The organism is Metabacillus sp. 113a (genome assembly GCF_050107635.1).
In the GTDB taxonomy this organism is placed as follows: Bacteria; Bacillota; Bacilli; order Bacillales; family Bacillaceae; genus Metabacillus_B.
In genome coordinates this window covers 21,784-44,857 of sequence record NZ_JBNILJ010000004.1, presented here as the reverse complement: position 1 = coordinate 44,857, position 23,074 = coordinate 21,784, and the positions used below count along the sequence as shown (strand labels likewise).

Annotated in this window: 28 protein-coding genes and 2 pseudogenes; 9 read left to right on the top strand and 21 right to left on the bottom strand. The window is 43.3% G+C overall.

What is annotated here, in order from left to right; translation table 11 throughout:
• Positions 1-129: 129 nt before the first annotated feature.
• From ACQCVE_RS08475 to ACQCVE_RS08460, 4 genes are read right to left on the bottom strand one after another with little or no spacing between them, the layout of a single operon-like run.
• Complete coding sequence (locus ACQCVE_RS08475) at positions 130-504, bottom strand: immunity 22 family protein (protein ID WP_426862439.1); 375 nt, start codon at positions 502-504, stop codon at positions 130-132.
• Between the two features lie 12 nt (positions 505-516).
• Complete coding sequence (locus tag ACQCVE_RS08470; RefSeq protein ID WP_426862437.1) at positions 517-2,487, bottom strand: T7SS effector LXG polymorphic toxin; 1,971 nt, start codon at positions 2,485-2,487, stop codon at positions 517-519.
• 8 nt (positions 2,488-2,495) lie between these two features.
• Positions 2,496-2,786 carry a YwqI/YxiC family protein gene (locus ACQCVE_RS08465; protein WP_426862435.1) on the bottom strand — a complete coding sequence of 97 codons (291 nt, stop codon included), beginning with the start codon at positions 2,784-2,786 and terminating at the stop codon, positions 2,496-2,498.
• The gene (locus ACQCVE_RS08460) at positions 2,783-3,163 is read right to left on the bottom strand and encodes a YwqH-like family protein (protein WP_426862434.1); all 381 of its coding nucleotides are present in this window, start codon (positions 3,161-3,163) and stop codon (positions 2,783-2,785) included. The genes ACQCVE_RS08465 and ACQCVE_RS08460 overlap by 4 nt, the downstream gene beginning before the upstream one ends.
• Positions 3,164-3,617: 454 nt before the next feature.
• On the opposite strand from ACQCVE_RS08460, the gene ACQCVE_RS08455 reads away from it, so the two are divergent.
• Entirely contained in the window at positions 3,618-4,259 is a 642-nt protein-coding gene (locus ACQCVE_RS08455) for a hypothetical protein (protein ID WP_426862432.1), read from the top strand.
• A gap of 243 nt (positions 4,260-4,502) precedes the next feature.
• On the opposite strand, the gene ACQCVE_RS08450 is transcribed toward ACQCVE_RS08455, so the two are convergent.
• Positions 4,503-4,943 (bottom strand): cell wall hydrolase, encoded by a 441-nt coding sequence (locus ACQCVE_RS08450; protein WP_426862430.1) that lies wholly within the window; start codon positions 4,941-4,943, stop codon positions 4,503-4,505.
• A 188-nt stretch (positions 4,944-5,131) separates the two neighbouring features.
• On the opposite strand from ACQCVE_RS08450, the gene ACQCVE_RS08445 reads away from it, so the two are divergent.
• From ACQCVE_RS08445 to ACQCVE_RS08420, 6 genes are all read left to right on the top strand, one after another.
• Positions 5,132-5,770, top strand: coding sequence for a hypothetical protein (locus tag ACQCVE_RS08445; protein WP_426862428.1), 639 nt, complete (start codon positions 5,132-5,134; stop codon positions 5,768-5,770).
• A gap of 200 nt (positions 5,771-5,970) precedes the next feature.
• Positions 5,971-6,504, top strand: a complete 534-nt coding sequence (locus ACQCVE_RS08440; RefSeq protein ID WP_426862426.1) for a hypothetical protein — start codon at positions 5,971-5,973, stop codon at positions 6,502-6,504.
• Positions 6,505-6,599: 95 nt separating this feature from the next.
• Positions 6,600-7,259 carry a hypothetical protein gene (locus tag ACQCVE_RS08435; RefSeq protein WP_426862424.1) on the top strand — a complete coding sequence of 220 codons (660 nt, stop codon included), beginning with the start codon at positions 6,600-6,602 and terminating at the stop codon, positions 7,257-7,259.
• Positions 7,260-7,814: 555 nt separating this feature from the next.
• Positions 7,815-8,423, top strand: a complete 609-nt coding sequence (locus ACQCVE_RS08430; protein ID WP_426842893.1) for a hypothetical protein — start codon at positions 7,815-7,817, stop codon at positions 8,421-8,423.
• A 2-nt stretch (positions 8,424-8,425) separates the two neighbouring features.
• The gene (locus ACQCVE_RS08425; protein WP_426862422.1) at positions 8,426-10,411 is read left to right on the top strand and encodes a DUF6792 domain-containing protein; all 1,986 of its coding nucleotides are present in this window, start codon (positions 8,426-8,428) and stop codon (positions 10,409-10,411) included.
• Positions 10,412-10,427: 16 nt separating this feature from the next.
• Positions 10,428-10,763: a hypothetical protein gene (locus tag ACQCVE_RS08420; RefSeq protein WP_426862420.1), complete on the top strand. Its 336-nt coding sequence runs from the start codon at positions 10,428-10,430 to the stop codon at positions 10,761-10,763.
• A gap of 41 nt (positions 10,764-10,804) precedes the next feature.
• Here the strand turns inward: ACQCVE_RS08420 and ACQCVE_RS08415 are convergent, their stop codons facing one another.
• Entirely contained in the window at positions 10,805-11,605 is an 801-nt protein-coding gene (locus ACQCVE_RS08415; RefSeq protein ID WP_426862418.1) for a DUF2262 domain-containing protein, read from the bottom strand.
• Between the two features lie 390 nt (positions 11,606-11,995).
• On the opposite strand from ACQCVE_RS08415, the pseudogene ACQCVE_RS08410 reads away from it, so the two are divergent.
• Positions 11,996-12,882 (top strand): annotated as a pseudogene (locus ACQCVE_RS08410) (endonuclease).
• A 16-nt stretch (positions 12,883-12,898) separates the two neighbouring features.
• Here the strand turns inward: ACQCVE_RS08410 and ACQCVE_RS08405 are convergent.
• The 12 genes and pseudogenes from ACQCVE_RS08405 to ACQCVE_RS08350 all read right to left on the bottom strand — a co-directional run.
• Positions 12,899-13,015: pseudogene (locus ACQCVE_RS08405) on the bottom strand (flagellin); the annotation flags it as partial.
• Between the two features lie 341 nt (positions 13,016-13,356).
• Entirely contained in the window at positions 13,357-14,118 is a 762-nt protein-coding gene (locus ACQCVE_RS08400; RefSeq protein ID WP_426862416.1) for a flagellin, read from the bottom strand.
• Between the two features lie 168 nt (positions 14,119-14,286).
• Positions 14,287-14,511 carry a carbon storage regulator CsrA gene (gene csrA / locus ACQCVE_RS08395; protein ID WP_426862414.1) on the bottom strand — a complete coding sequence of 75 codons (225 nt, stop codon included), beginning with the start codon at positions 14,509-14,511 and terminating at the stop codon, positions 14,287-14,289.
• Between the two features lie 12 nt (positions 14,512-14,523).
• Positions 14,524-14,946 (bottom strand): flagellar assembly protein FliW, encoded by a 423-nt coding sequence (gene fliW, locus ACQCVE_RS08390; RefSeq protein WP_426862651.1) that lies wholly within the window; start codon positions 14,944-14,946, stop codon positions 14,524-14,526.
• A gap of 21 nt (positions 14,947-14,967) precedes the next feature.
• Positions 14,968-15,537, bottom strand: coding sequence for a DUF6470 family protein (locus ACQCVE_RS08385; protein ID WP_426862412.1), 570 nt, complete (start codon positions 15,535-15,537; stop codon positions 14,968-14,970).
• A gap of 53 nt (positions 15,538-15,590) precedes the next feature.
• Positions 15,591-16,487, bottom strand: coding sequence for a flagellar hook-associated protein FlgL (flgL, locus tag ACQCVE_RS08380; protein ID WP_426862410.1), 897 nt, complete (start codon positions 16,485-16,487; stop codon positions 15,591-15,593).
• Between the two features lie 10 nt (positions 16,488-16,497).
• Positions 16,498-18,012: a flagellar hook-associated protein FlgK gene (gene flgK / locus ACQCVE_RS08375; protein WP_426862408.1), complete on the bottom strand. Its 1,515-nt coding sequence runs from the start codon at positions 18,010-18,012 to the stop codon at positions 16,498-16,500.
• An 18-nt stretch (positions 18,013-18,030) separates the two neighbouring features.
• Positions 18,031-18,513, bottom strand: coding sequence for a flagellar protein FlgN (locus tag ACQCVE_RS08370; protein ID WP_426862406.1), 483 nt, complete (start codon positions 18,511-18,513; stop codon positions 18,031-18,033).
• A 15-nt stretch (positions 18,514-18,528) separates the two neighbouring features.
• Positions 18,529-18,792, bottom strand: coding sequence for a flagellar biosynthesis anti-sigma factor FlgM (gene flgM, locus ACQCVE_RS08365; RefSeq protein WP_426862405.1), 264 nt, complete (start codon positions 18,790-18,792; stop codon positions 18,529-18,531).
• Positions 18,793-18,872: 80 nt separating this feature from the next.
• Positions 18,873-19,289: a TIGR03826 family flagellar region protein gene (locus tag ACQCVE_RS08360; RefSeq protein WP_426842909.1), complete on the bottom strand. Its 417-nt coding sequence runs from the start codon at positions 19,287-19,289 to the stop codon at positions 18,873-18,875.
• 58 nt (positions 19,290-19,347) lie between these two features.
• Positions 19,348-20,028, bottom strand: a complete 681-nt coding sequence (locus ACQCVE_RS08355) for a ComF family protein (RefSeq protein WP_426862403.1) — start codon at positions 20,026-20,028, stop codon at positions 19,348-19,350.
• Positions 20,025-21,362, bottom strand: coding sequence for a DEAD/DEAH box helicase (locus ACQCVE_RS08350; RefSeq protein WP_426862401.1), 1,338 nt, complete (start codon positions 21,360-21,362; stop codon positions 20,025-20,027). Before ACQCVE_RS08350 ends, ACQCVE_RS08355 begins: the two co-directional genes overlap by 4 nt.
• 173 nt (positions 21,363-21,535) lie before the next feature.
• On the opposite strand from ACQCVE_RS08350, the gene ACQCVE_RS08345 reads away from it, so the two are divergent.
• Positions 21,536-21,685 carry a hypothetical protein gene (locus tag ACQCVE_RS08345; protein WP_426862399.1) on the top strand — a complete coding sequence of 50 codons (150 nt, stop codon included), beginning with the start codon at positions 21,536-21,538 and terminating at the stop codon, positions 21,683-21,685.
• On the opposite strand, the gene ACQCVE_RS08340 is transcribed toward ACQCVE_RS08345, so the two are convergent.
• The 3 genes from ACQCVE_RS08340 to ACQCVE_RS08330 form a co-directional block, all read right to left on the bottom strand.
• Entirely contained in the window at positions 21,682-21,855 is a 174-nt protein-coding gene (locus tag ACQCVE_RS08340) for a hypothetical protein (RefSeq protein WP_426862398.1), read from the bottom strand. The two genes, ACQCVE_RS08345 and ACQCVE_RS08340, sit on opposite strands and share 4 nt — an antisense overlap.
• Positions 21,848-22,393, bottom strand: a complete 546-nt coding sequence (locus ACQCVE_RS08335; protein WP_426862396.1) for a hypothetical protein — start codon at positions 22,391-22,393, stop codon at positions 21,848-21,850. The genes ACQCVE_RS08340 and ACQCVE_RS08335 overlap by 8 nt, the downstream gene beginning before the upstream one ends.
• 194 nt (positions 22,394-22,587) lie before the next feature.
• Positions 22,588-23,028: a hypothetical protein gene (locus tag ACQCVE_RS08330; protein ID WP_426862394.1), complete on the bottom strand. Its 441-nt coding sequence runs from the start codon at positions 23,026-23,028 to the stop codon at positions 22,588-22,590.
• Positions 23,029-23,074 lie beyond the last annotated feature (46 nt).

Sequence of the window (23,074 nt, the reverse complement as noted above, 5' to 3'; positions counted from 1 at the left end):
AATAAAAAGCACTTATTGCCTTCAATCGACAATCAAGTGCTTTAAAGTTCATCTATTCATTTCATGTCTACATAACGGTACAACCATCTTGAAGTTTTGACTTACTAATTAGAACCTTTAAGAGTTCTCTTATTCATAATTTGTAGTAGCAATAAAATCAAAAGCACCAGTTGAACTAATTTCATTGTTATATTCAAAATTATATATTAAAATTACTGCATTATATGATTTCTTTAGGTCTATACTTTTCTGGATTTTCGGGATAACAATTTCTTCATACGAACACCCATATAATAATGCTGAAATATCACTACTATTATACTTATGAACAGCTTTTTCTATAGTATCCTCATCTGTTTCATCCATATCAATATTAAAATCGATAAAGAATTGGGAAGGGACAGACTCGCCATCCTCATCATACGTTAAATCTACATACTCTCCTATAGAGTCCTCATCTTTAATATTCCCTAACCAAATAGAAACCCATCCTTGTTTTTCCATTATAGTATCCTCCTACTTTAATCTTAGACCTTCCGGTAAAGATGAAACCCCACCCTCTAGTCTATAATTAGCCCAATTATTAAGTCGTCTTACAAATGTATTATAGTCGCTAGAAGTATCTATTATTGCTAACAATTCATTATGCGCTTTAGTCGAGCCTAAACCACCATGAACACCGTTTGGATTGACGAATTTAACATCAGATATAGCTGTTCGTAAATCTTTTATCTCTTCAGCACTAATATTCCAATGCTTAAATTGCGGCGCTCTTGAAACTAAGTGCCACTCATGTAAACCTCCAGGTTCTCTAAGCTGACGTTCAATTTTCTTTCTAATCTTTTTATCTTTCCAAAGTTCGTCTAGTTCACTACTTGTAAGGGAATTGAAAAATTTATTAAAGTTTCCACTCTTTGCAGTTGGTATATCATCGACAGTTAATTTGGTTATATCTTTAGCATTATCTATACCCTTACCCCCACCAACCACAATCTCCGAAACATTCTCTCCGATCTCCTCCACAACATCCTTAACCCGATCCATCGCAGTCCGGGTCCCGCTGCCAACCCCAACTGCGGCTTCTGCAAGGCGTTCGTTGATGTTGGCGGGTAGGGTAAAGAATTCCTTCGCCTTCTCCAGGCCGTTTATGATCGCCATTTTGGTGTCCACGAGCGGGCCTTTCACCATTTCATCGTAGGTCCCCTTTAGGGCTTTATTGATTTTTTGAGGGTTAAGTACGTTCTTGGCAGTCTGGATGATGTCGGCCATTTTCCCGCTGAGCACTTTCAGCTGAACGGCGGTTTTCATGACCTTGGATTTCACGAGATCTACGGCATGGTCTGTCATCTTGGTGACGTTGCGGACGACGGCTTCTTTCATTTCGTTGAACAGCTGCTCCGCGTTCATGACGTTGTAGGGGATGTCGGTTTTTGGTTTTTTCGCTCCATCCGGATCGTCGACGTCGGATACTTTCTTACCGACTTTGCTGAGAGAGCCTGCTTTGCTGACCTTGCTGAGGCCTTTCGTTCCGAAAATCGATAGGACTCCATAGGTGACGAATCGTGCCCGGCTTCTGGCGTCTCCGTTAATGAAATCCCGCTCCCAGGCAACGACGAGTGCGTCGACCATGGAGGAGAGCACTTCATCCAGGTTCATCACGGTGGTGATAACTCCGTACGCTAGCCCAATTGGATCGGTGAACAGGGCTGCCAGGAGATCGAACAGGCCCACGATAATTTCGGTCAGAATCTGGACGATGGCTTCTCCGATTCCGAGGAAGACATCTCCCAGGATTTCAAGCAGGCTCTTGTCTGTCTCTGCTGCTGTTTCTGTGTTCGCCGGCTTTTCGCAGCTATTCGTCTGGACCGCTGTTGTTCCCATTATATCAATTCCCGCCGAGCGGAACATGTCCTGCATGGCGTTTACCCGTTTATTTACGTCTTGAAGCTGTTTTTCTAAGGAGGTTAGGGCGGTTGTTTGATCGCGGTCGAATTCTTCCAGCAGCTCGATTGTTGAATTTTTTTCCTGTCTTGCTTTTTCAACCTTATCTGCAAATGTGCTGTCGTCTAGCTTAGGCAGTCCGACAATATCGGAGATGCCGTCAATTGTAGCATTGGTTTCATCGGTCATATCGGAGGTAGTGTCTTTCACAACGGTGAGGTCCTGGTTCAGCTGGAGCTCAAGGAAGCTCTTCCGAATGAACCCGCTCTCGGCAGGCTCCAATGCTTCAAGCGCACTCTTTACTTTTCCGAGCGTTTCCTTATAGCTTTCCAGGAAGGTCGAGTAGCTGGACATAAGCGGCAAGTGATGGTCTTCATAGAACAGCTTAATGCCCTTTCCGCTCTCCCCTTTAAAAGCCTCTCCAAGATTCACAATTCCCTTCGCTGCGCTTTCCAAATCCTTAATCTGCTCTTCCTGAGAGGTCAGTTTCTCCTTCGTTTCCTTAATCCCTGAATGAAAAGCATCTGCGTCTAATAGTTTTCCCATTCAGTCCCTCACCTTCCAGCGGCAATCGACTGCGAAACGGTTTCATCCGCTTCCTTCATCTGATTCGCCGATTCCTGTGCCGCCGCTGCATTGATCATCAGCAGCTCTTTATATGCCTCAATGAGTTTGTGGCAGGCATCATTCAATTCGTTGATCTTCACCATTGAATCCATCTCATTCTGTCCGCCCACATAAGCAGGAAAAGCCGTGTTGAAAGATTGAATCGCTGTATTCATCGTCGCAATCGCCTTCTCGACATCCTCATACTGAATTTTAATCTCTGTCGTCAAAACTCTCACAATCCCTTTCTCGCAAGCCTGGATTCCTCGGCCGCTTTTCTTTGCTCCTCTGCTTCCAGAGAAGCAATGGAAGCCTTCATATCCTTAATCTCCTGCGTCACCTGTTCTATTTTATCCCCCAGCGCCTTAAACACATCGTCAAACTGGTCAATTCCAATTTCCTGATAGGCATCCGTCATTCCGCTCTCTCTCAGCCCGTCAAACTGCTCGGAACGATCCCCAGCCCATGTCGTCTCCGTCAGCTCAGGCTTCATCACAAGCCCTTTATTATCCAGAAACTCCTCCTGATGATCATACAAATCACTCTCACACTTTTGAAGCCTCTTCAAATCCTTCTCTTTTTCCCGGAGTGTTGCTTGAAGACTCGCAATCGACAAAGTTCCTGCACCTCCTCGAAAATTCATGCTGCACCAACAAGCAGCACCTTCCATATTTCGCTAAATTCATACCCTGTAAAATTTTATCATTTATTTCCAATGGGGGTAATTGGCAGAAAGTCCTTGTTTTGGGAGAGGGACGCATTGTATGTAGGAGATATTGACCAATTCTTCGTTCGATCCCACTCTCAATTGGAGGCTATTGTTCCTGCTTTCTATCAAAAAAGGAACGAATGCTCGCAATACTCTTACTAGGGTGGTGAGTAAATGATTGAAAAACAATGATTCTTCTAATTGAAATAGAGAATGAAACTTGGTTCATACTGAAGCATGTTTGAATCAGGGTCACCATTTAAACACATTCAATGACTCATCTTCTTGTTTTGTATCGTTATCCTGTGGGAAAATGTGGTAGTAAGTAAAATTGATTTGTGATATTTTAGGGGGCTTCCGCTTGAAGTTCAATAAATCTATTCCTTTATTTATAAGTTTATCGATTATTGCAGGCTGCGGAATGGACGGAAAACAAGTTCAGGGAAATAATAGTACGCCAAAACCAGCGGCACTGAAAGATCGTTTTACCAAAGGGTATTTAACTTCTAATAAAGTTAAAGAAGGTTATTATGAATTCAAATCTAAAACCAATGGATATACTATGTTATTTCCTAAAGACGCTGTAATATCAGATAACTTCGGCAATGAAAAGCATGGGAATAAATATGAGTCTATTTTATATGGTGCAAAAATAGATGGTGCTGCCATTGATACTCAAGTTACATATGAGAACAACACCAGTACTCAAAAAATCGAACCAAATCTAAGTTTGTTATCATCCTCTATAGGCTATAAAGGCACTTATAATGAAGAAAATAAAGCTGGAGCAACACGATACTTCGCTGAGGAGACCATCGATATAAGAAATGCAGTTTCCTACAGTTATTTAAGTTTTATTAAAGCTGACCATACCAATCAAGCTGTACGGATTGTATATACTGTCACTTGCCAAAAAGATGACAGGAACTGTCTATCAAAAAAAGATACTTTTCAATTAGAAGCTGTAAACGTTATGGACTCTATTTCCTTTACACAGGAATGAGAATATATCAAGATAAAAACGTGGCACTATCCTTCATTTACATTTTATTAGGGGCTGCGGCAGGGCACGTTCTGGGGTGCGAAAAGTACGAAGGTGACAGATCTCCATTTGAAGGAACGCGGGATTTGAACGTCGAAAAGGGGCACATGTAAAAAGCAACGGAAACGCCAGCTGCCCCTACATTGGGGAGCTGGCTTTTTAAAATCGTGGAGGCGTCACCGGGCTCCAAGGTGATCCTCATCTTTATCCGCTATACACACTTGCACACGTTCCGGCTTTCGGTTCGTAATAACAATGTTTTTTGTACTGGCCGGATTTAGGCTGACCATACCAGGTTGGAGGACATGGGGCATAAGGGTTAAAATACCACAGCGCGTACTTGCCCGGGTGCTCCCGCCAATAATCCAAATTTTTCTTTGCGAGTCTCTTTTCCACCGATCTCGCCCGGTTATAAAAAACATTCCCCTTTTGGACAGCTTCAAAAGAAAAATTCCCGCCTTGCACCTGAAAAATGACCTTCCGAACTGTGCGCACATCTTTAAAGTCCAAACAGGCAGCCTTTACACGGTTTACAATTACATTCCCCACATACAGCATTCCCTGCTTGCCTTCTCCTTCTGCCTCCGCTCTCATCATCCTCGCCATCAAGGCAACATCCGCATCCGTGTATTTGACTCTGGGCATTTTCATCACCTCAGAATAGTTTATGAAGGGATGGGGGATTGATGTCACAATGGACATTAGGGAGGGTGTTTGCACAATTTCCGGATTCATCTTTAAACTTCAGATGCTGTCAAAGCAAAGTGAGTTTGAACAGGAAGTTCGTTAAAATAATGAAGTCTGTTGCTTTTAAGGAGTAAGGGGGTAACATTTTGAAGAGTCTCATGAAGGTTGGCATTATTTTTAGTTTATTCATGAACGTTGGCTGCGGTATAAGTAAAAATCCTGATGAAAGAATTGTTCAGGAACGAACAGCAGCTGAAAAAGACCATTTTACAAAAGGCTATCTGTTCTCATCAAAAGAAACGGAAGACGGGTATCACTTATTTAAATCAAAGACTGGCGGCTACACCATGCTGTTTCCTGTTGATGCAATCATATCTAAAGAATTTAATGAACAAAGAGAAACGTCCTATGAAACCATCGTTTATGGAGCAGAACGAAAAGAGACAAAGATTATGGCAGATGCCACCTATGAAAACAAACCGGAAACTCAAGATGTAGAAGCTAATCTGGATTTATTATCAAACACTTCGGGCTATACAGGCGAATATGAAGAACTTAAAGAGGAGGGCAAGAGGATTTACTATGCAAGTGAAGAATCTGAAATTGAAGGAACTATGAGTTATAACTACTTTGGCTTTATTAAGTCTGCGGACAGCAATCAGGCATTAGAGTTCATCTATAATGTCAGCTGTAAAAAAGCAGATAATGCCTGTCAATCTGCTGAAGCAGAGCATGAAAAAACAGCACTCAAAATCATGAAGTCTGTGACTTTCAATAGAGGATAGAATGATTGTAAGATGTCTGCTTTCCCCGCATTGCAATCTCATTTTATATCGTAGGGCAGGGGAAGTTTATTATCTATGGATGCGTGCATTTGAGGGGGTTTTTTATGAAATTAAACAAAAGTATTTTTACACTCATAAGTTTATTAATTATTGGAGGCTGTGGATAAAGCACAGAATCCGCTCAGCAAGAAACACCAGCATTGAAAGATGACTTTACCAAAGGATATTTAACTTCTACTAAAGAAGTGGAAAAGGGTTTTTATGAGTTCAAATCAAAAACAGGCGGTTACACCATGCTTCTCCCCGTTGAAGCTGTTATTTCAAAAGACTTCGGAAACCAATTAGATGAAAATATTTACGAAGCTATCATCTATGTTGCTGAAATTGACCATGCCAGCATAGATACTCAGATTACCTATGAAAACAACCCAATTACAAAAAATCTAGAAGAAAACTTAGAATTGTTATCAAGTTCATCAGGCTATAAAGATTCCTATAGTAAATCTAAGGAAGACTCTAAAACAATCTACTATGGAAAAGAGACGATGGAGTCAGAAGAGTATACTACGTACAAGTATATAAGTTATATAAAAGGAAACGAATCGGATCAGGGTGTTCGTTTCATCTATGGAGCATCATGTAAGAAAAGCGATGAGAGCTGCCTAGGGAATGCGGAGGAACAAGAAAGAATAGCAAAAAAAATCATACATTCCATCGCTTTTAATAGGAAGTGAATAACGTACTGCAAAACCGGAATACGTTCAGACCAATCCTTATCTTTAAAAAGATCGAGGTCTAAATTAATTGTGACATTTGAGGGGGCAAAATCTTGAATCGGCTCATTAAATATGGCATTATCCTTCATTTACTTATTCTTGGGGGCTGCGGCATGACTGAGAATCCTGAGAAGAAAGCTGTTCAAGGGGAAGGCACTTTAAGCGAAACCCCTGCATCAGCAGCCTTGCAAGATGAGTTTACAAGAGGTTATTTAACTTCCACTAAGGAAAAGGAAAAAGGATTTTATGAATTCAAGTCTAAAACCGGCGGCTACTCCATGCTTTTTCCAGCTGATGCAGTCCTATCCAATGGATTTGGCAATGAGAGAAAGGGAAATAACATGGAAGCCGTCATGTTTACCGGAACTCTGGAAAAGGCCGATATGATCACTCAAAGCATTTACGAGAACCTTCCCATCACAAAAGATATCGAAGCCAATTTGGATTTATTATCAACTTCAGTAAGTTATGATGGAAAATATGAAGAAGTAAACAAACAGAACCGAAGCATTTACTATGGCAAAAAAACCACTGACCTGGATGATGCAATTGCCTATAACTACTTTAGTTTTATAAAAGCCAAGGAGGGCAATCAAGGTGTACGCTTCATGTATAGTGCAACTTGCAAGAAAGCGGACAAGTCATGTGTTTCGAGTATGGAAAAGCATGAACAAATTGCTGAAAAAATAGTGGAATCTATTGCGTTTGAGTAGGTGCAGTAAATGGACTGGGCCATTCACTCGGGGGAAATCTGATTTAAATGCTATTTCTTCAAAATGGGGGTTTAAAAAGGGCCTCCAAGCGCCTATTAACTTGCTTATATTGGCCACGCTTTCCTGCTGAATGGTAAGAAGAAACTTGCTATTATAAATCCTAATGACAGCTACTTCACCCCAAGCACCAACCTCGAAAAATTCGCTACCGATTATTATGAAGAATACTATCAGCTGTTAATCAGCTTAGACAAGCCACGGAAAAACTGCTATGAAAATAATAAAGACTGCGAGTTTTATGAAACGCACTCATTTACTTCATGTCCCTCTTGACCAACCCCCGACTAAAATCCTAGACCGCATTAAAATTTATGTATAAATACCTGAGATAAAAGAAGTGAAAATAATGCAAATATCCGTTTTGTATTGTGAGCCAGTGGGAATACGTGGTAATAATTAAATGACGTGATTCGTGGCATTTGAGGGGGCAAAATCTTGAATCGGCTCATTAAACTTGGTATTATCCTTAATTTACTGATTATTGGGGGCTGCGACATGAATAAGAATCCTGAAGAGAGAACTGTTCAAGGGGAAGGCACTCCCAGTGAAGCCTCTAAAGCAGCAGCAGTACAAGATGAGTTTACAAAAAGCTACTTAACTTCATTGGAAGAGAGTGATAAGGGGTATTTCACCTTTAAATCTAAAACAGATGGTTATACGATGTTCCTTCCTTCGGATGCTGTGATTTCTGAAGATTTCGGTAATGAAAAACGAGACAATGCGTTCGAGGCTATTATGTATGGCTATGAATCAAATGGAGCATCCATAACCACACGAATAACCTACGAGAATAAACCAAGCACACAAGACATTGAAGAAAAACAAAGACTGCTATCTGTTTCAGTAGGATACGAAGGAACATTTGAAGAGATAAAGGCTAAAGGAAAAACAATGTATTTCGCAAAAAAAACCTCTGAATTAAAAAATTCGAATGCCTTTGTTTATTTCAGTTTTATAAAAGCAGAAAACAGTGATCAAGCGGTTGAATTTATTTTTAACACAAGATGCAAAAAAGAGGATAAAACTTGCAATGCCAACGTAAAGAATTTGGAGAATACAGCAATTAAAATCATGAAATCTGTCCAGTTTAAACAGGAGCAATGACAATGGTAAACAGTGAAAATTCCCATGAAGTTCTCTCCACCGAAATGCTGCGGGCCAGGATTGCTAAACTTGAATACAGTATTCCCAAAGATCCTTCTAAGGAAGAAATTAAAGAATTTCAGGACAAAATCAGGCAAATATACCTTGAAGAAACAGGATCTCCTCCCCCTATACATATTACTATTTACCATTCAGGATCCAAGGGGTACAGCGAAGGCAAGGATACGGGCTTTGATGGCACTGTTATTCACTTTTTTGATCCTGAAAAAGGAATCAATCAGTCTTATACAATAACTAGAGGCAGTGAAATGGGAGAAGATAGCGGTACAGGGGAGCCATTAGACTGGCTGTATAATACGTTTGGAATATATACAGGCAGGAATCGGGAACAGTATGAAGCTGCATCAAGCTTTCAAAACAAGGTGAACAAAGAGATAGAAAGAAAGATTGCGAAGGAAATTGAAACTGGAAAAAACAATGGTCACTCTTACGATGATCTTGAACTATCCCGCTACGGAATTGGACATTCTCTTGGAGGGAATTTAATACAAATGCTGCAGCTGCAAGAAGGCCACTTTAAGGAAGTATACGCATTTAATGATGCCCCTCCAAGTGCCTATCAGCTTGCATATATCGATCAGGAGTTTTGGTTACAGCTTAGTGATTACTTCAGCATCCCTGTAAACAATTTCGACGACATCTACTCCATCCCAAGCGCCGATCTCGAAAAATTCGCTACCGATTATTACAAGGAACGCGGCAAAAACATCCACCACACTACATCCGCTGATGAAATTCTCTATGCTATTTCCGGCTTTCGCGGCTTTCTGTTTTTCGGGGACCGGAATATTATTGAGACGAATCCTGATTTTGATGGACTGAAAGGCGTACTCGATAATGTGTCGGATGAGGACCTCGCGGTGATACAAAAGAAGCTGGCCGAGATTGCGCCTTATTATGAAAAGGACGGGATTGACGGGATTGTTTTTGGGGTAACCGGCTATGATAAAAAGTTCTGGGATGATTCTTTTGAAACGCTTAAGGATCTGAACCTCACTACTTTGAATCCTGTTGAGCGGGCGGAGAATGCCATTACTGCCGCGAAAACGATAAATTCCATGAAGGACCATGTTGTTCTCATGATTACAAGGGTGACAAGCCTGAAGGATGAGCTGCCAGCTTTGTTGTCCATCGTTGGCACCGTATCCTCTGAGGAAAGAGAAAAAATCGAGTCGGTCATAGATGGGATGGTAGAGAACCTGGAAACGATAAAGGACGCCATTGGAAACATTGGGGATGTCGCCTCTTTAGAGAAGCTTCTCCACGGGGATCTTATCGGGTTTTTACAGCAAGTCGACATGCTGATGAACACCTCCGACATTATCAAAACCGAGTTCAACGAATTTAAGGCTGGCTTTGGCTCCATTAAAACGATCTTAGAAGAACTGCTGGACAAATTTGGGATGGCGACAGAAGCACACCTCCTGGACGCTGTCATCAGTGCACTTTCGATAGATGGCTTCTCCTATGAGGGCGATGATATGTACAAGGCTAAAGTCGTGAACGGCAAGCCAATCATTATCAATCTTTCTTCAGCCCTCCGGCTTTTTAAAAAAGGGCTGGCCATTTATGAAGAAAAAGAAAGCATCCTCAAACAAATAAAAGAAACGTATCAAAGAGAATATCATGACGATTACATCTTTAGAAAAGACACATTAATGAGAGCGATTGCCACAACAGAATCGGATATCAGCTGGGCCCAGAGCAAGCTCGGATATAGCACGACCGCATACAAAGTAACCAAAATCGATGTACAGGAAAGCATTTATCCGATTCCTCCCGCCAACACCGCAGCTTTCCAGGAGCTATTCCACTACCACGAGAACGAACAGGAAGCAGGAGTAAAACAAATCCAGCAAATTAAGTCCTCCCTAGAAGACTTTTTCGATGAAGACAAAAAAATCGCTCAAATGTTTAAGCTAATCTAAGAAAAGAGGGATCACCATGCCAAAGCAGTCCTTCCTGCACCAGCTCGTACCGGAGCAGGACCTGACCAATAAAGCCAGCACCTTCCAAAACCTGCTGGATGAACTAAACGCAGCCGGAATGAAACTCACCCAAACCGTCCAAACGGAAATGGAAGCCCAATCCGGCGAACTCATCGACCAAATCAGCGACAAAATCCAAAAAAATCAAACCCAACAGCAGGAAGCCATCACCCAGCAAAAAGCCTCCATGACCGCCCTCGCAAACCAATACAGCAGCTTCGTCAGCAGCATGAACCGGCAGATGACGACGATTTATTATGAGGAGGATGAGGAGGCGGTGGTGTTGGTTTAATAGACCGTTCACCACTAAAAAGAGTGGTGAACCATGGTATGTTAGCCTGCTATTTCTGCAGATTCAAAGGTTCCATCGATATTACCGGCTACAATGATTGTATGACCTAAAAATAAATCTCCATCCTCAAAGAATATTGTGAAATCCCCACCAGGATAGACTGAGATATTGGTAATGCAGATCCGGTCTGTGAACATATCAGATGTAATCTCTTCATTGATGTTATCCAGCCAATCATTCGCCAATTCAAGAAGTTCACAAGAGGCAAACTTTTTCATTCTCGTATCCCAGTTATTTTGATCTGAAAAAAGAAGCTGTGCCGTACGCAATGCAGAAGCCATATTTTCTTTGTTTTCGTCATAATCAAATGTTAAATGACACCTGTAATTTCCCCAGATTTTCTCTGCGTCAAAACTCTTCACCCTTTTATCTAATTCAAACCGGCCCAGCAACTCATCATCATAATAAACCGGTTTTTGGGCCTCCCCCAAAATTGTCTCAAGCTCCTGTTCCTTAAAGTGTGCTTCTACAATTTCAACCAGCATCATGGAGGTTTGGGATTGGCGAACCTTTACTTTGATAATGGAATAAGGGTCCAATAATTTTTTCGATTGCTCCCATTCCTCATCCGTCACGAGCCATTGCAACCGGACTTCTTCTCTTACAGCAGGTTCAGATGAATTTATATCTTTCCAGGCAATCAATTCAATTGATGCTGTCCATAGCTGATCATCACCTGCTCTGCCCGCACCGATGCCAGATGGGCCAGTAACCGCTGCAATTTCAACTAGTGTATTAGAAAAATTGTTTTCAAATTTCACTTTTTCATCCATAATTGCCATAATCGGTTCACCCCTTCAGTTATTTTTCTTTACTCTACATCCTCTTCTTCTATCACTGCCTACGCACGATTTAGGTAGGTGCGAGCTGATTCATGACTAGAGCGGATTGTTTTTTTAGCTTTTAATAAATTTTATGAGACATCATGGTGTATCAATGGGTTCAATCTCGTTTGGGAGGCACACCTGCGTTATATGATTTGTACCTTTACTGATTCTATTATATTTAGTATACCAACCTCTGGGAATTTCTTCATTTTTTTAGCCGACTTTTATTTCTTTTTTGTCATCGGAGCTATATTGAAGGGTGTGTTAGAAAAAATAATATATACTATAAGAACAAACGTTCTTTAGGTGGTGATTGTTTTCAAACAATGGATTTCTGAAAAGTCTATGGAATTTATTACTGGAAAGCTTTTAGGAGACGCCAATATTTCTATACAGCCAGGGAGAAAACCCCGGTTTCGGTTCTCTCATTCAGCTAAAGATAAGGAGTGGTGTACTTATTGCTATGAGATGCTGAAAAATGAACTGCCTTTGAATAAGCCGGTCTATAGAAAAGTCCCAGACCCGAGAGTTAACTCCGGGTTTACAGAAGTATTTTACGTACAAAGCAGGACTTCACAATCTGTTGAGTGGCTTAAGGAGAAGTGGTATCCAAGTGGAAAGAAAATTTTACCCTGTTCATTATTGGAACAATACTTGAGCCCGCTTGCCTTAGCGCGATTTGGTATCAAGATGACGGCAGTTTAAAACTTAATAGAAATATTCCTCAGAAAATCATACTATCTACAGAGTCCTTCACAGAAATAGAGATCCAATTCCTGCAATCTCTTTTGAAGGAAAAATTCTCTTTATCCTTTTCTGTAGATTCGAAGAAAAGGATGCTGCTGTACGACCAGCCGCAAATCTATCATTTTATGAAATACACGGCTCCTTACCTGCATCATAGTATGAAGAGGAAGCAGCTTACTCCTTTTGTTATTAAAAAGAGCACTTCAGCTAGACGAACCTCCATTTACCTACCTGCAAAAATTAAGCTGGTTAAACCTACATTTCAAATTCATCAAGCTTTAAATAACCTTCAACTAGTCAGGAAACAGTTGTTGTCCGTTTCAATGTATTACCAAAGAGAGACAGAGGAAGCGAAGAAGTCTTATCAAATCGTACTGCTGCCGCACCACCTGGATGAGCTGCTGGAAATCCAAGCGATGACGGGATTGAGGATAAGCAAGGTGATTCAATTTTGTTTTGAAATAGAAAAGAAGCTCTCGGATTGAGAGCTTCTCTTTGTTATTAACGAAGAAGTTGAAGTACACCTTGTGGTTGTTGGTTGGCTTGAGCCAGCATTGCTTGTGCTGCTTGAGAAAGAATAGAATTCTTTGTTTGGTTCATCATTTCTTTCGCCATCGTGCGAACATTTACTTTCATAAATGACCAGACTATATCTTCACCCTCTAGCATTCCAGTAGGGGTCGGGCACTTCGGATTCGCAATGCTGATGACCATTGCTTCACCTACGGATTTCATCACCATAGCTTTTGCCTTAGATGGTATATCCTAGTCGTTGAACCTTCTCCAGAGTTTCCTCACAGGAGCTTGGCTGCTGATTGCCCAATCTCTTCTTTTTTTAAAGCCCTCACGTCTGCCGTTTCCAGCTGCGTTGTGGCAAGAAAAGCTTAAGGGGTTTCCAGCAATTCACCCGATTATGATCTCTAGCCGTTACCAGCTAGGACGACTGTGCTTCTCACTGCTTATGCAGCTAAAGCATAATCTACGTCGCGAATACGAGATTCTGCGGCAGTTAGGTTTTCGGCAGATGTGTCAACATTATTAATAGCGTACTCTAATCTGTTTTGGTAAGCACCTAAGTTTGAACGCTCACCTGAAATTTTCGTGATAGCAGCATCAATTGTAGTAATTGCACCAGTTGCAGTAGCAGCATCACTTGAAATATCAATTGCACCATCAGCTTCAGTATCTCCAGCCGCAATTGACAATCCCGTGCCACCGGTCATATCTCCAACAGTTAACGTAATTTGTTGGCTTTCGTTTGCACCAACTTGAAATGCAAATGTTCCGTCTCCATTTGGTCCACCTGCACCTGTCAGTAAAGATTGACCGTTAAATTGTGTGTCTTTTGCAATTCGGTTTATGTCTTTTGCTAGCTGGTCAGCTTCCTTTTGAATAGCTCCTCTGTCATCAGTAGTATTCGTATCATTCGAAGCCTGCACTGCTAATTCACGCATACGCTGAAGCATTGCATGTGATTCATTTAAAGCGCCTTCAGCTGTTTGGATTAATGAAATACCATCTTGCGCATTTCTTGAAGATTGCTCTAGCCCACGAATCTGTCCACGCATTTTTTCGGAAATTGAAAGACCTGCAGCGTCATCTCCAGCCCGGTTAATACGAAGACCTGAAGATAATTTTTCCATAGATTTACTTTGAGCGTTGGTTGCACTACCCAACTGACGGTAAGTGTTAAGCGCAGCAATATTATGATTAATTCTCATTTTATTATTTCCTCCCTGATTTTCGGTTCCACATCCATGTGGTTATTTGCAAGCAGTGCTTTCAAGTCGGCCGCCTTTAGGTACTGCTTGTTACATAGTTTATATCGGATTTTTTGGTGGGGGTTTAATAGGTTTTTGGAAAAAAAATAAAAACCTTGAGTGTTTGGCTCAAGGCTTGGGGTTCTTCAAATGTTTAAGCAGGTCTGCTGATAGGGAAGCAGCGCTGCTGTTTTCTTCCTGGATGGATAAGTAGATTTCTTTGCGGTGGATGTCGACGTGCTTCGGGGCGCTGATGCCGAGCTTGATTTGGCCGTCCTGGATGCCGACGACGGTGATTTCGATGTCTTCGCCGATCTGAATGGTTTCATTGAGTTTTCTTGTCAGTACGAGCATAGTCCTGCCTCCCTATTGCACGATGCTGTGCTTGGTTTTGTAGGATGGGTGGTTCAGGATGACTTGTTTTGCCTGCTTGGTCACTTCGTTGACGACAATCGGTGCCTGCAGGTTGGCGGTTGTTTTGTCAAATGGGTCCTGAACGGTGAGGATGACCATAATTTGCACTTGCTGGGCGTCTTCGATGCTCAGGGCTTCCACCGTGTTTTCGTCTAAATCAAATTCATAGTCTTTGAAGAAAAGAAATGGGCTTGTGACGACGAAGGCGAGCTCCGGTGTCGCGGCTGACTGGAGAATCAGAAAGGGCGAGTTCTCTTCTAGCGGGAGAACGGCGAATTCTTTTTCCTCCACAAACCCGGGAATGCCCCCTTCAAACTTCAGGATTTGCGCTTCGTTGATATCCACTTCACCGTGATATTTCGTTTTGAGCATGATGTCCCACCTTTTTGTTATTCATTATACCTTGATGTCGATGCTGACAAAATCAATCTTGAGGCTTGGATACTGCAGCATGCCGACTTGAACTTCCCCGGGAGTATAGTCAAGAACTGGTTTGTTTAGCTGGACGTCGATTTCCGGCTTGCGGGGCTCGGCATCGATTTTCACTTTTGCCGGTTCGTACTGGACCTTCACGCTGCTGGCTCTTGGTACAAAGCCGATATTGAAGTCGTAGACTTGCGGCTCGCTGTTTTGCCTGGCCTGCTCTGGAATGGGGTTTCCTCCCGCTTCAATCCGCATCAGCTCATCCCCCTGGGCCGCTACTCTTGCCATGCCATCCAGCCACCCCTGGTACCCCTGCTGGGCGAATTCCTGAACTCTTCTTGAAAGATGCTTCAAATCGACGTCTGCCCGGGCTTCTGTTGTATCAATGGTCAAAATGCCTGGAAGCGTTTCAATTGACAGGTCGGCCTTTGGCTGACGAATGGAGAGATCAGCCTTTGGCTGCTGCTGCTCCATTTTTCCTTGGATAGTCGTTAAACTGATTTTCCCGTGTGTGCTCTCAAGCCGGATTTGCGGAATCTGCATGTAGATCAGCTCCTAAATGAAAAGCTGCCTTCTAAGAAAGACAGCTTTTGGTTTTATCTGAGAAAGTCCATTAAAGTAGGCTGAATGATTCTGGAGCTCACACTGAGTGCAGCACGGTGGACGCTTTCCTGCATTTTTAACTCCGTGATCACCCGTTCGATATCCGCATCTTCATTGTCGGAAAGAACACGGTTTGCTGTTACTTCCTGCTGTCCGATGCGGTCGTCAATTAATTCAAGGCGGTTGTATCTGGCTCCGAGAACCGCCCGTTCAGCGTTCAATGTATCAAAATGCTGATCCATTTTGCCAAGCAGCTCATCGGAGTTCGACATATCCGCATTGTTGATGGCGTCTTCAATGCTCTTAAAAGTCGCAAACAGGTTGTCCCCGCTTACTTCTCCACCGAAGGCTTTTAATGGGTTGGTGTTCACTTCGAGCTGAACCCCGTTGGAAATCGCGATCTTAACCTGATTCGTATTCGGAGCAAAGGTGACCGTTCCATCCGGATTGACCGTTGCCGGCGGCTTGTTCGTTGCATCCCCGTTAAAGATGTAGCGTCCCGCTACCTGGGTATTGACGACACTCGCCAAGTCTTCCTTCAGCTGCCCAATTTCCGCACCGATCGCTTTTAAATCCTCGTCACTGTTTGTTCCATTCTTCGCCTGTAAAAAGAGCTCCCGGGCGCGCTGGAACACCTGGGTTGCGTGTTCAATCCCGCCTTCTGAGTTTTCCATCCACTGATACGCTTCGGAAAGATTCCGCTTGTATTGCTCAACCTCTGTCAGCCCGGTCCGGTACTGCATGCCCTTCATCGCGATAACAGGGTCATCAGAGGGCTTGGTGATTTTTTTGCCTGTCGAAAGCTGATCCTGCAGGTTTCCCATGCGATCATAGCTCGAGCTAAGGTGGCGGAGTGAATTATTGGCTAGCATTCCTTGTGTTACGCGCATGTTCGTTCACCTACAATCCCATTTTATTGATAATCGTATCCAGCAGCTCATCCTGCATCGAAATCATGCGGGCAGATGCGTTATACGCATGCTGGAACTGAATCATATTCGTCATTTCCTCATCCAGAGAGACTGCGCTGACCGATTGGCGACGGAGCTCGACGGAATCTTTAAGGATGGTGCTGTTGCTCAGCATCCGGTTTGCTTCCTGAGCCTGTACGGCCATATTTCCGATCATGCCCTCGTAGTAATTCTGGATGGTCGTGCTCTTCCCGTTGATAGAAATCGTCCCGTTTTTCACTTCGCCTAATGCAATCGCGTTGTCCCCGTTTCCAATCTGTCCGGAAGCCTTGCTGGAAGCAGCAATGTAATCAGGAGATTCCATAATCTTAGCTGAAAGCTGCAGGCTTTCGGCTGCCCCTTTGCCGCCCGTGTAAGTGAAGAAGTCCACTCCCGTTCCATCTGCTTTTGGAGGGGTTTCAAAATGCTTCAGGTTATATCCATCGCTGTGGACCTTATTAAACTCCGCAGCAAACGATTCCGCGAGGCTGTCAAGGTCGTTCAGCATCTCTGTGTAGACCCCTTTTTCGGCTCCATTATCGATGTAGCCATGGGTGTTGGCGAGACCCTGAATTTTTCCAGTGTTTTGAAGCTCCGTCAAATTAATAGCCGCCCCGTTCAGGCTGATGCCGGACACTAGACCATCCTGGTAGTTCACAGCCACTGTGGAAGCGGAGGTCCCGTCGACAAGCTTGCCGAGTGAAGCTCCATCCTTGCCGACGATTTCGATGACAGCCATTCCTTCGGCGATCGGCAGGGCATTTCCACCGCTTTTCTTCGGCTCGCCTACTTTGATCGGAACTAAAGTGGAGAGCTCATCGATAATACGGTCCCGCTCATCATACAGATCGTTTGGAAGATAGCCGTGCGGTTCAATTTCTGAAATCTGCTTATTGATATTGCCGAGCTGGGCGGCAAGAGACTGAACCTGCTTCGCGGACAGATCCAGCTCGCTTTTCATGTCTTCCTGCACTTGTTTTAAGGAGGTTGATAAATATTTAAAGGTTTCAGCTACAGCCGTTCCCCGTTCCTTTACTACAGAACGGGCACCTGAATTGGTGGGATTCGCTGCAAGATCCTGAAGCGATTGCCAGAACCGGTCCAGTGTTTTCGATAAGCCGGTCTCAGAAGGCTCGTTCATGATCTCTTCCATTTTTTCAAGTGCCTGGGCTCGCGCATTGTAATAGCCCGTCTTTGTATTCTCGCCTCTAAACTGAACGTCCAAAAAGCTGTCGCGCACCCGTTCAACGGTAGCCGCTTCCACTCCTGTTCCAAGCTGTCCAGCGATGGCTGGATTTTCAAGGCCGGGATACGGGAAAGGCTGGGTGGCTTCAAATGATACACGCTGGCGCGTATAGCCTGGTGTATTCGCATTGGAAATGTTGTGTCCGGTCGTGTAAAGAGCGGATTGCTGTGCGGACATGCCGCGTTTTGATATTTCGAGCCCTGCAAAGGTTGAACCCATCTTTGATCTCCTCCGTGATTATGCTTTCGAATCAAAGAGGGATCTTCGATTCGGTTCCGTTTTTTTCATTGCATCTGGCCGCTGATAGTTCGGGGTCTGTTCTCTCGGCAGCAGCATGTCGAGGGACATCGTGACAAACTGAAGGGCCTGCTGGGTCATTTGCTGGTTCAGCTGGTTCGCTGCCTTCAGCTTGTCCAGGACTTCGGTAAAATCATCCTTTAACCCGGTCAGGCGCTCCTTATCCGTTCCTTCTGCTTTTTCCGCGCATGCACGAAGCGTCAGATCTGTGTGCCTTCCGAGAAACAGGGAAGCCTCGGTGATCCGTTCTGCTTCCGTCTGTTTAATGGCCTGCACCAGAAGCTGTTCCTGCTGCAATACTTTCTTGAGCTCTTCCGTTTGATTGTGCTTCAGATGCTCTGTTTTATCCAGAGCTGTCTGATATAAGTCCAGATGCTGCTCAAGGAGCCTCTCTAGTGCCAGTATGAGCTTGCCTGCATGCATGGCGGTTCCTCCCTCTTAGTGCTGTTTATAATAGTCCGCAAATTTGCGGGCAATTTCCTTCGGATTGATTTCATACGTGCCATTTTCGATTTTCGCCTTCAGCTGGTCCACTTTCTCCTGTCTTGCTTCAGCGATCTTATTTGTTGATTGAAGCTCCTTTGCTGCGCTGGAGATTTCAATTTTGTCCTGCTTTGCCTGAACCTGGCCTGCCTTCTCCACCTGACTGTCCTTGCGCTTGTAAGGATTGATTCCGTTGACACTATAGTTATTGATTTTCATGCTTACCGCCTCCATCCATTAGAGTTAACGTGCTTTCTACCGTTCTTATCGTCTATTCTATCCGGTAGTTTATAGTATTTTCAATTTTTGGGAGTAAAGGAGTAGAACGTTTTTTGACTGTTCTGGGCCATTTGACGCTGATGCTCCTCCTCACGTTGGAGCCTGCCCAGCTGATCATGCAGGTCTTTCGTACAGGATTGGCAAATCTTCCCTTCCCGGATTGCCCCTCCGCATTTGTCACATGGGTAGCCGAGATTTGGAAAATTTGAGAGCTGCAGCCTTCCGAGCCGGATGAACTTTAAGATCATCTCTTCCGGTACACCTGTTCCTTCCACAACCTCTTCAAGCTTCGCCTTCCGGTTTTCCCGCTTTCTTAAAAAGCTGTACACCGTTTCAAACTGCTTTTCTTCTATTTTATAGCAATCCGCGCATACTGTGCGAAATTGTGTCTGGACATAGAGAGCATTGCATTTCGGGCAATTCGCTAACTCATTCATTGTACATTCTCCTCATGATCTTACTCTACCTGTAATATCGGAAGAAGGAGAAAAACCTTTAGCCCCTGATTAACGTAAGAGAGGAAATGTCTTGAGCACCGGCTTTTTTAAGTAGCTTTGCAGCCTGGTAAACAGTGTTTCCTGTTGTATAGATGTCATCGATGATCACGATGCAGAGGTTCTTTACGGTCGCTTCCGGATTTAAAGTAAATAGCGGGGCACCGGCCAGCCGTTCCTTTCTCGATTTTTTCGACTGCTTTTCCGATGTGAGCCTGTTGAATGGCTGAACGATGGGACGTCGAATGCAGCCTGCGATTAACTCGGCCTGGTTAAACCCTCTTTCCTGCAGCCGTTCTGCTGAGAGCGGAATGGGAACAAGCACGGCCTTGCGGGGAATTTTTTTTGCCGCTGTGCGGATGTCCTGTTCGAAAAGACGGATGATCTCTGCATCACCTCTGAATTTGAAGCGGTTCATCACTTCCTTCACGGTTGCTGTATAAGAGTAGATAGACCGGTTCTCCTTTAAAATACCCTCTTCCCTTTCGTTCCAGCTGACGCAGTCTGTACAAAGGCTCGCACTATCCATCGGCCGGCCGCATTTCGCACACACCGGCCCCGTTATTTTCGTCATTTTTTCCAGGCAGGGAGAGCACGCCACAGGATCGGGATCTGTTCCAAGCAGCATCCCCCACGTGACCTGCTCCTGCATTTTACTGTGGCAGAGGATACACCAGCTCATCGGGCTGCTTCGCGATTCATGCTGAGTATATGCATTCTCGCTTCAAGCATCGCGTTTGTTTTCCCGTGATGAAAAAAGACGACGTCTCCATCCGGAAAGTCTTTATGCCGGCCCACCCTGCCGGCTATTTGCACGAGGGCGCTATCGGTGAAAATCTCCTCCTCCGCTCCGAGAACCCCAGCATCCGCTTTCGGAACCGTCACTCCCCTTTCGAGAATAGTGGTCGTGACAATGATCGGAGAAATTCCATCCCGGAACCGCTGGACTTTTTCTTTGCGGGCGGGATCCTCAGAGTGGACCCCTTCAATCGAGGGGTGCAGCGTTTGAAGAATGGAGGTCACTTGCGTAAGAACCTGGATACTCGGTACAAAAAGAAAAGCCTGCTTTTCATTGTCCAAACGATTTGTGATCCATTTTAATAGAGGCTTCGGAAGCTTATTTTTTTGAAGCGTCCCCTTCCACCTCCCAATCCATTGAAAACGGGGAACCGGCAGAGGATGGCCATGGTATCTGGCGGGGATCCTAACAGAGGGGAGTTTTTTGGAATGGGCCCGTTTTTGCATGTCCCGGGATGGGGTAGCCGTCAGATAAATGAGCGCACTCTCCGGCTTGCGCGCTTTCTGAACAGCGGCATTCAGCGTCTCGTCCATCGAGAAAGGAAAGGCATCCACCTCATCAATAATGATGCAATCAAACGTTTGTTTAAACCGGAAAAGCTGATGGGCCGTGGATAGAAGGAGGAGGGAGGATTTGCAGCGGTCATCACTTCCTCCGTACAACGCAGCAGCATCGGCATTCGGAAAAGCCTTTTTAAAACGCGGATATAACTCGAGCACCACATCCGTTCTCGGAGTGGCAAGGCAAATCCGCTTGTTTTGCTTCAGCGCTTCTTCAATGCCCTGGAATAGAATTTCCGTTTTCCCCGCTCCGCACACGGCCCAGACGAGGAGCTCTGACCGATTCTCCATCGCCTCCATAATACGATTCGATGCATTGCTTTGAAGAGGAGAAAGCGTGCCGGTCCAGTCTAGTCCCGAGTCAGACTCGATAACCGGAGGATCCCCAATCCAGCTATAAAGCGTTTCACACTCACTGACCCGCCCCATCATGATGCAGGACCGGCAGTAGGTGCAAAGCCTGCCGCATTTGGCGCAGTGGAAGGAAGCGAATAAATGACGCTGGTTATTGAGGCAGCGTGCGCATTGGAATCTACCTTTTGTTCCTGTGAGGCCTTTCTCTTTTTGGATGTTTTCGTTATCGGGCATTTCTAAGGGGAATGGAATTTCGGAGGCAAGAAGGTGGCGGCCGAAGAGATGGTGCTGTAGTGAGGACATTGTTTTACTCCTTTTTCTTTTTATTATGAACAGAAGGAGAGACCATTGTCTAACCTGTAAAAAGATATTATTAGGCAGTAAATTAAATTTTCTAGTGTACTAATTGGTGTATTAATCTTTAGTTGTGACATAAAATAAAGTACAAAATAAAGTACTCTTTGGAGTTGACGAAAATGAAAAAACTAATGCCCATGATTGATCCTAGAAGCTTGGATATGATGATCGATGCTGAAGCGGATGCTAGCAAGCAGCGAAATGAAAGTGCTCTTCAAAAATCAAAAGAGTTACTAAAAAAATTAAAGGCTAGGAGTGGCCGCTCCTAGCCTTGATCATTCATAGGTTTTCTATTATTTGTTATCGATAGTTTGCTTTTTCTCATTTTAACCGCTCGTGCAAGAATTTCTTCATTTCTTTTTTTACTAATTGTTTGTTCTTCTAAGATTAATTCCTCTAGAGTTTTATTCCATTCCAAGGCAGCTTTTAATTTACTCAACATTTTCAGCCCCTTTTAATCGATTTTTTATCTCGTCAACAGAATGTTGGATTAGCAAACAAGTCCAAAATAAATTAATTGTGGATTCTATCTTAATTTTAGCCGTTTTATTTAACTCATGCAATTCGTTGTTCAGTATTTCAATGTCTTCATCCGATAAATGAAGCTGAACCACTATTTTTTTATTCAAAGAAATAGGAATTAACTTTGCTACTGTACTTTCTCCAAAAGCAGTTTTCCCTTTATAGGTATGCGCTCTATTGATCACATTACTTTTTTCTTTCATTATAATCTGTTTTTCCATTAAATGTTCATTAACTCCACTTGAAGTTAAGTATTCATATTCATTTTTTCTATTCAATTGATAAACAGAGTAATCATAATCGAAATTCATTTCCCTTAATACATCAGAATGGAAATCTTTATCCACAAACATTTGCATGTTGCGCTGCGAATTTCGAACGATACTGCTATAAACCTCTTTTTCTTTTTGAGTAACCTTTAGGGCCTGTTCCAGCTCTTCCATTACAGTTTTCACAGCCGAATCATCCTGCTGGTTCTTTTGAAGCTCGTCCCTTAGCATATCCAACTGGTTTTTCAGATCTTGAATATCCTCATTTTTCGAATCAATTGTTTGTTCTAACCCGTATATGTAAGTTTTATGTTCATTTATACGCGATTCGGTGGATGTATAATATTTCTCCGTAATATTTGGAATTTTTAATTCCTCTTTCAATTTTTTGAAAGAGGAATTAAAAATTGGTCATTACTTAGATTAATGAAGGCCTCAAACTCTTCTTTTCTATATTTTTCAAATGCTCCTAAATTAAAAAACTCATTCCCGGGAATCGTCATTATTTTTAAAGTCTCTCTCCTCCAATACAATACCGCTGAAACAGACATGCAAAATAGGAAGAAAACCTTTGCCTCACTATTGAAAGCATTGAAAGGATAGTATGGAATCCATAGGGAGCCACTTGTAATAAATGGGAGGAAAAACTTCCCCCAGAAAATATAATTCCTCATGTTTCGGACTAAGTATTTTCCCATGTTTTTGATGGTTAAGGATGTGCTTAACTTTTTTTCAGTAGACTGGAAGCCTTTTTGTAGATTGCTTATATAGGGATCAGCATCTTTTACTAGCAATTCTAAATAATCATCTGGCTTTCTCATGCTCTAATCCACCCCGAGTTTGAATTGTCAAGGTAATTATACAATA

Coding starts and splice junctions, on each gene's coding strand:
- ACQCVE_RS08450 (WP_426862430.1), bottom strand. CDS start 4,943: ATGCCCAGAGTCAAATACACGGATGCGGATGTTGCCTTGATGGCGAGG.
- ACQCVE_RS08420 (WP_426862420.1), top strand. CDS start 10,428: ATGCCAAAGCAGTCCTTCCTGCACCAGCTCGTACCGGAGCAGGACCTG.
- flgL (WP_426862410.1), bottom strand. CDS start 16,487: ATGCGCGTAACACAAGGAATGCTAGCCAATAATTCACTCCGCCACCTT.
- ACQCVE_RS08400 (WP_426862416.1), bottom strand. CDS start 14,118: ATGAGAATTAATCATAATATTGCTGCGCTTAACACTTACCGTCAGTTG.
- ACQCVE_RS08345 (WP_426862399.1), top strand. CDS start 21,536: ATGAAAAAACTAATGCCCATGATTGATCCTAGAAGCTTGGATATGATG.
- ACQCVE_RS08475 (WP_426862439.1), bottom strand. CDS start 504: ATGGAAAAACAAGGATGGGTTTCTATTTGGTTAGGGAATATTAAAGAT.
- ACQCVE_RS08415 (WP_426862418.1), bottom strand. CDS start 11,605: ATGGCAATTATGGATGAAAAAGTGAAATTTGAAAACAATTTTTCTAAT.
- ACQCVE_RS08425 (WP_426862422.1), top strand. CDS start 8,426: ATGGTAAACAGTGAAAATTCCCATGAAGTTCTCTCCACCGAAATGCTG.
- ACQCVE_RS08470 (WP_426862437.1), bottom strand. CDS start 2,487: ATGGGAAAACTATTAGACGCAGATGCTTTTCATTCAGGGATTAAGGAA.
- ACQCVE_RS08370 (WP_426862406.1), bottom strand. CDS start 18,513: ATGCATGCAGGCAAGCTCATACTGGCACTAGAGAGGCTCCTTGAGCAG.
- csrA (WP_426862414.1), bottom strand. CDS start 14,511: ATGCTCGTACTGACAAGAAAACTCAATGAAACCATTCAGATCGGCGAA.
- ACQCVE_RS08330 (WP_426862394.1), bottom strand. CDS start 23,028: ATGAGAAAGCCAGATGATTATTTAGAATTGCTAGTAAAAGATGCTGAT.
- ACQCVE_RS08430 (WP_426842893.1), top strand. CDS start 7,815: ATGAATAAGAATCCTGAAGAGAGAACTGTTCAAGGGGAAGGCACTCCC.
- ACQCVE_RS08360 (WP_426842909.1), bottom strand. CDS start 19,289: ATGAATGAGTTAGCGAATTGCCCGAAATGCAATGCTCTCTATGTCCAG.
- ACQCVE_RS08355 (WP_426862403.1), bottom strand. CDS start 20,028: ATGAGCTGGTGTATCCTCTGCCACAGTAAAATGCAGGAGCAGGTCACG.
- flgM (WP_426862405.1), bottom strand. CDS start 18,792: ATGAAAATCAATAACTATAGTGTCAACGGAATCAATCCTTACAAGCGC.
- ACQCVE_RS08350 (WP_426862401.1), bottom strand. CDS start 21,362: ATGTCCTCACTACAGCACCATCTCTTCGGCCGCCACCTTCTTGCCTCC.
- ACQCVE_RS08385 (WP_426862412.1), bottom strand. CDS start 15,537: ATGCAGATTCCGCAAATCCGGCTTGAGAGCACACACGGGAAAATCAGT.
- flgK (WP_426862408.1), bottom strand. CDS start 18,012: ATGGGTTCAACCTTTGCAGGGCTCGAAATATCAAAACGCGGCATGTCC.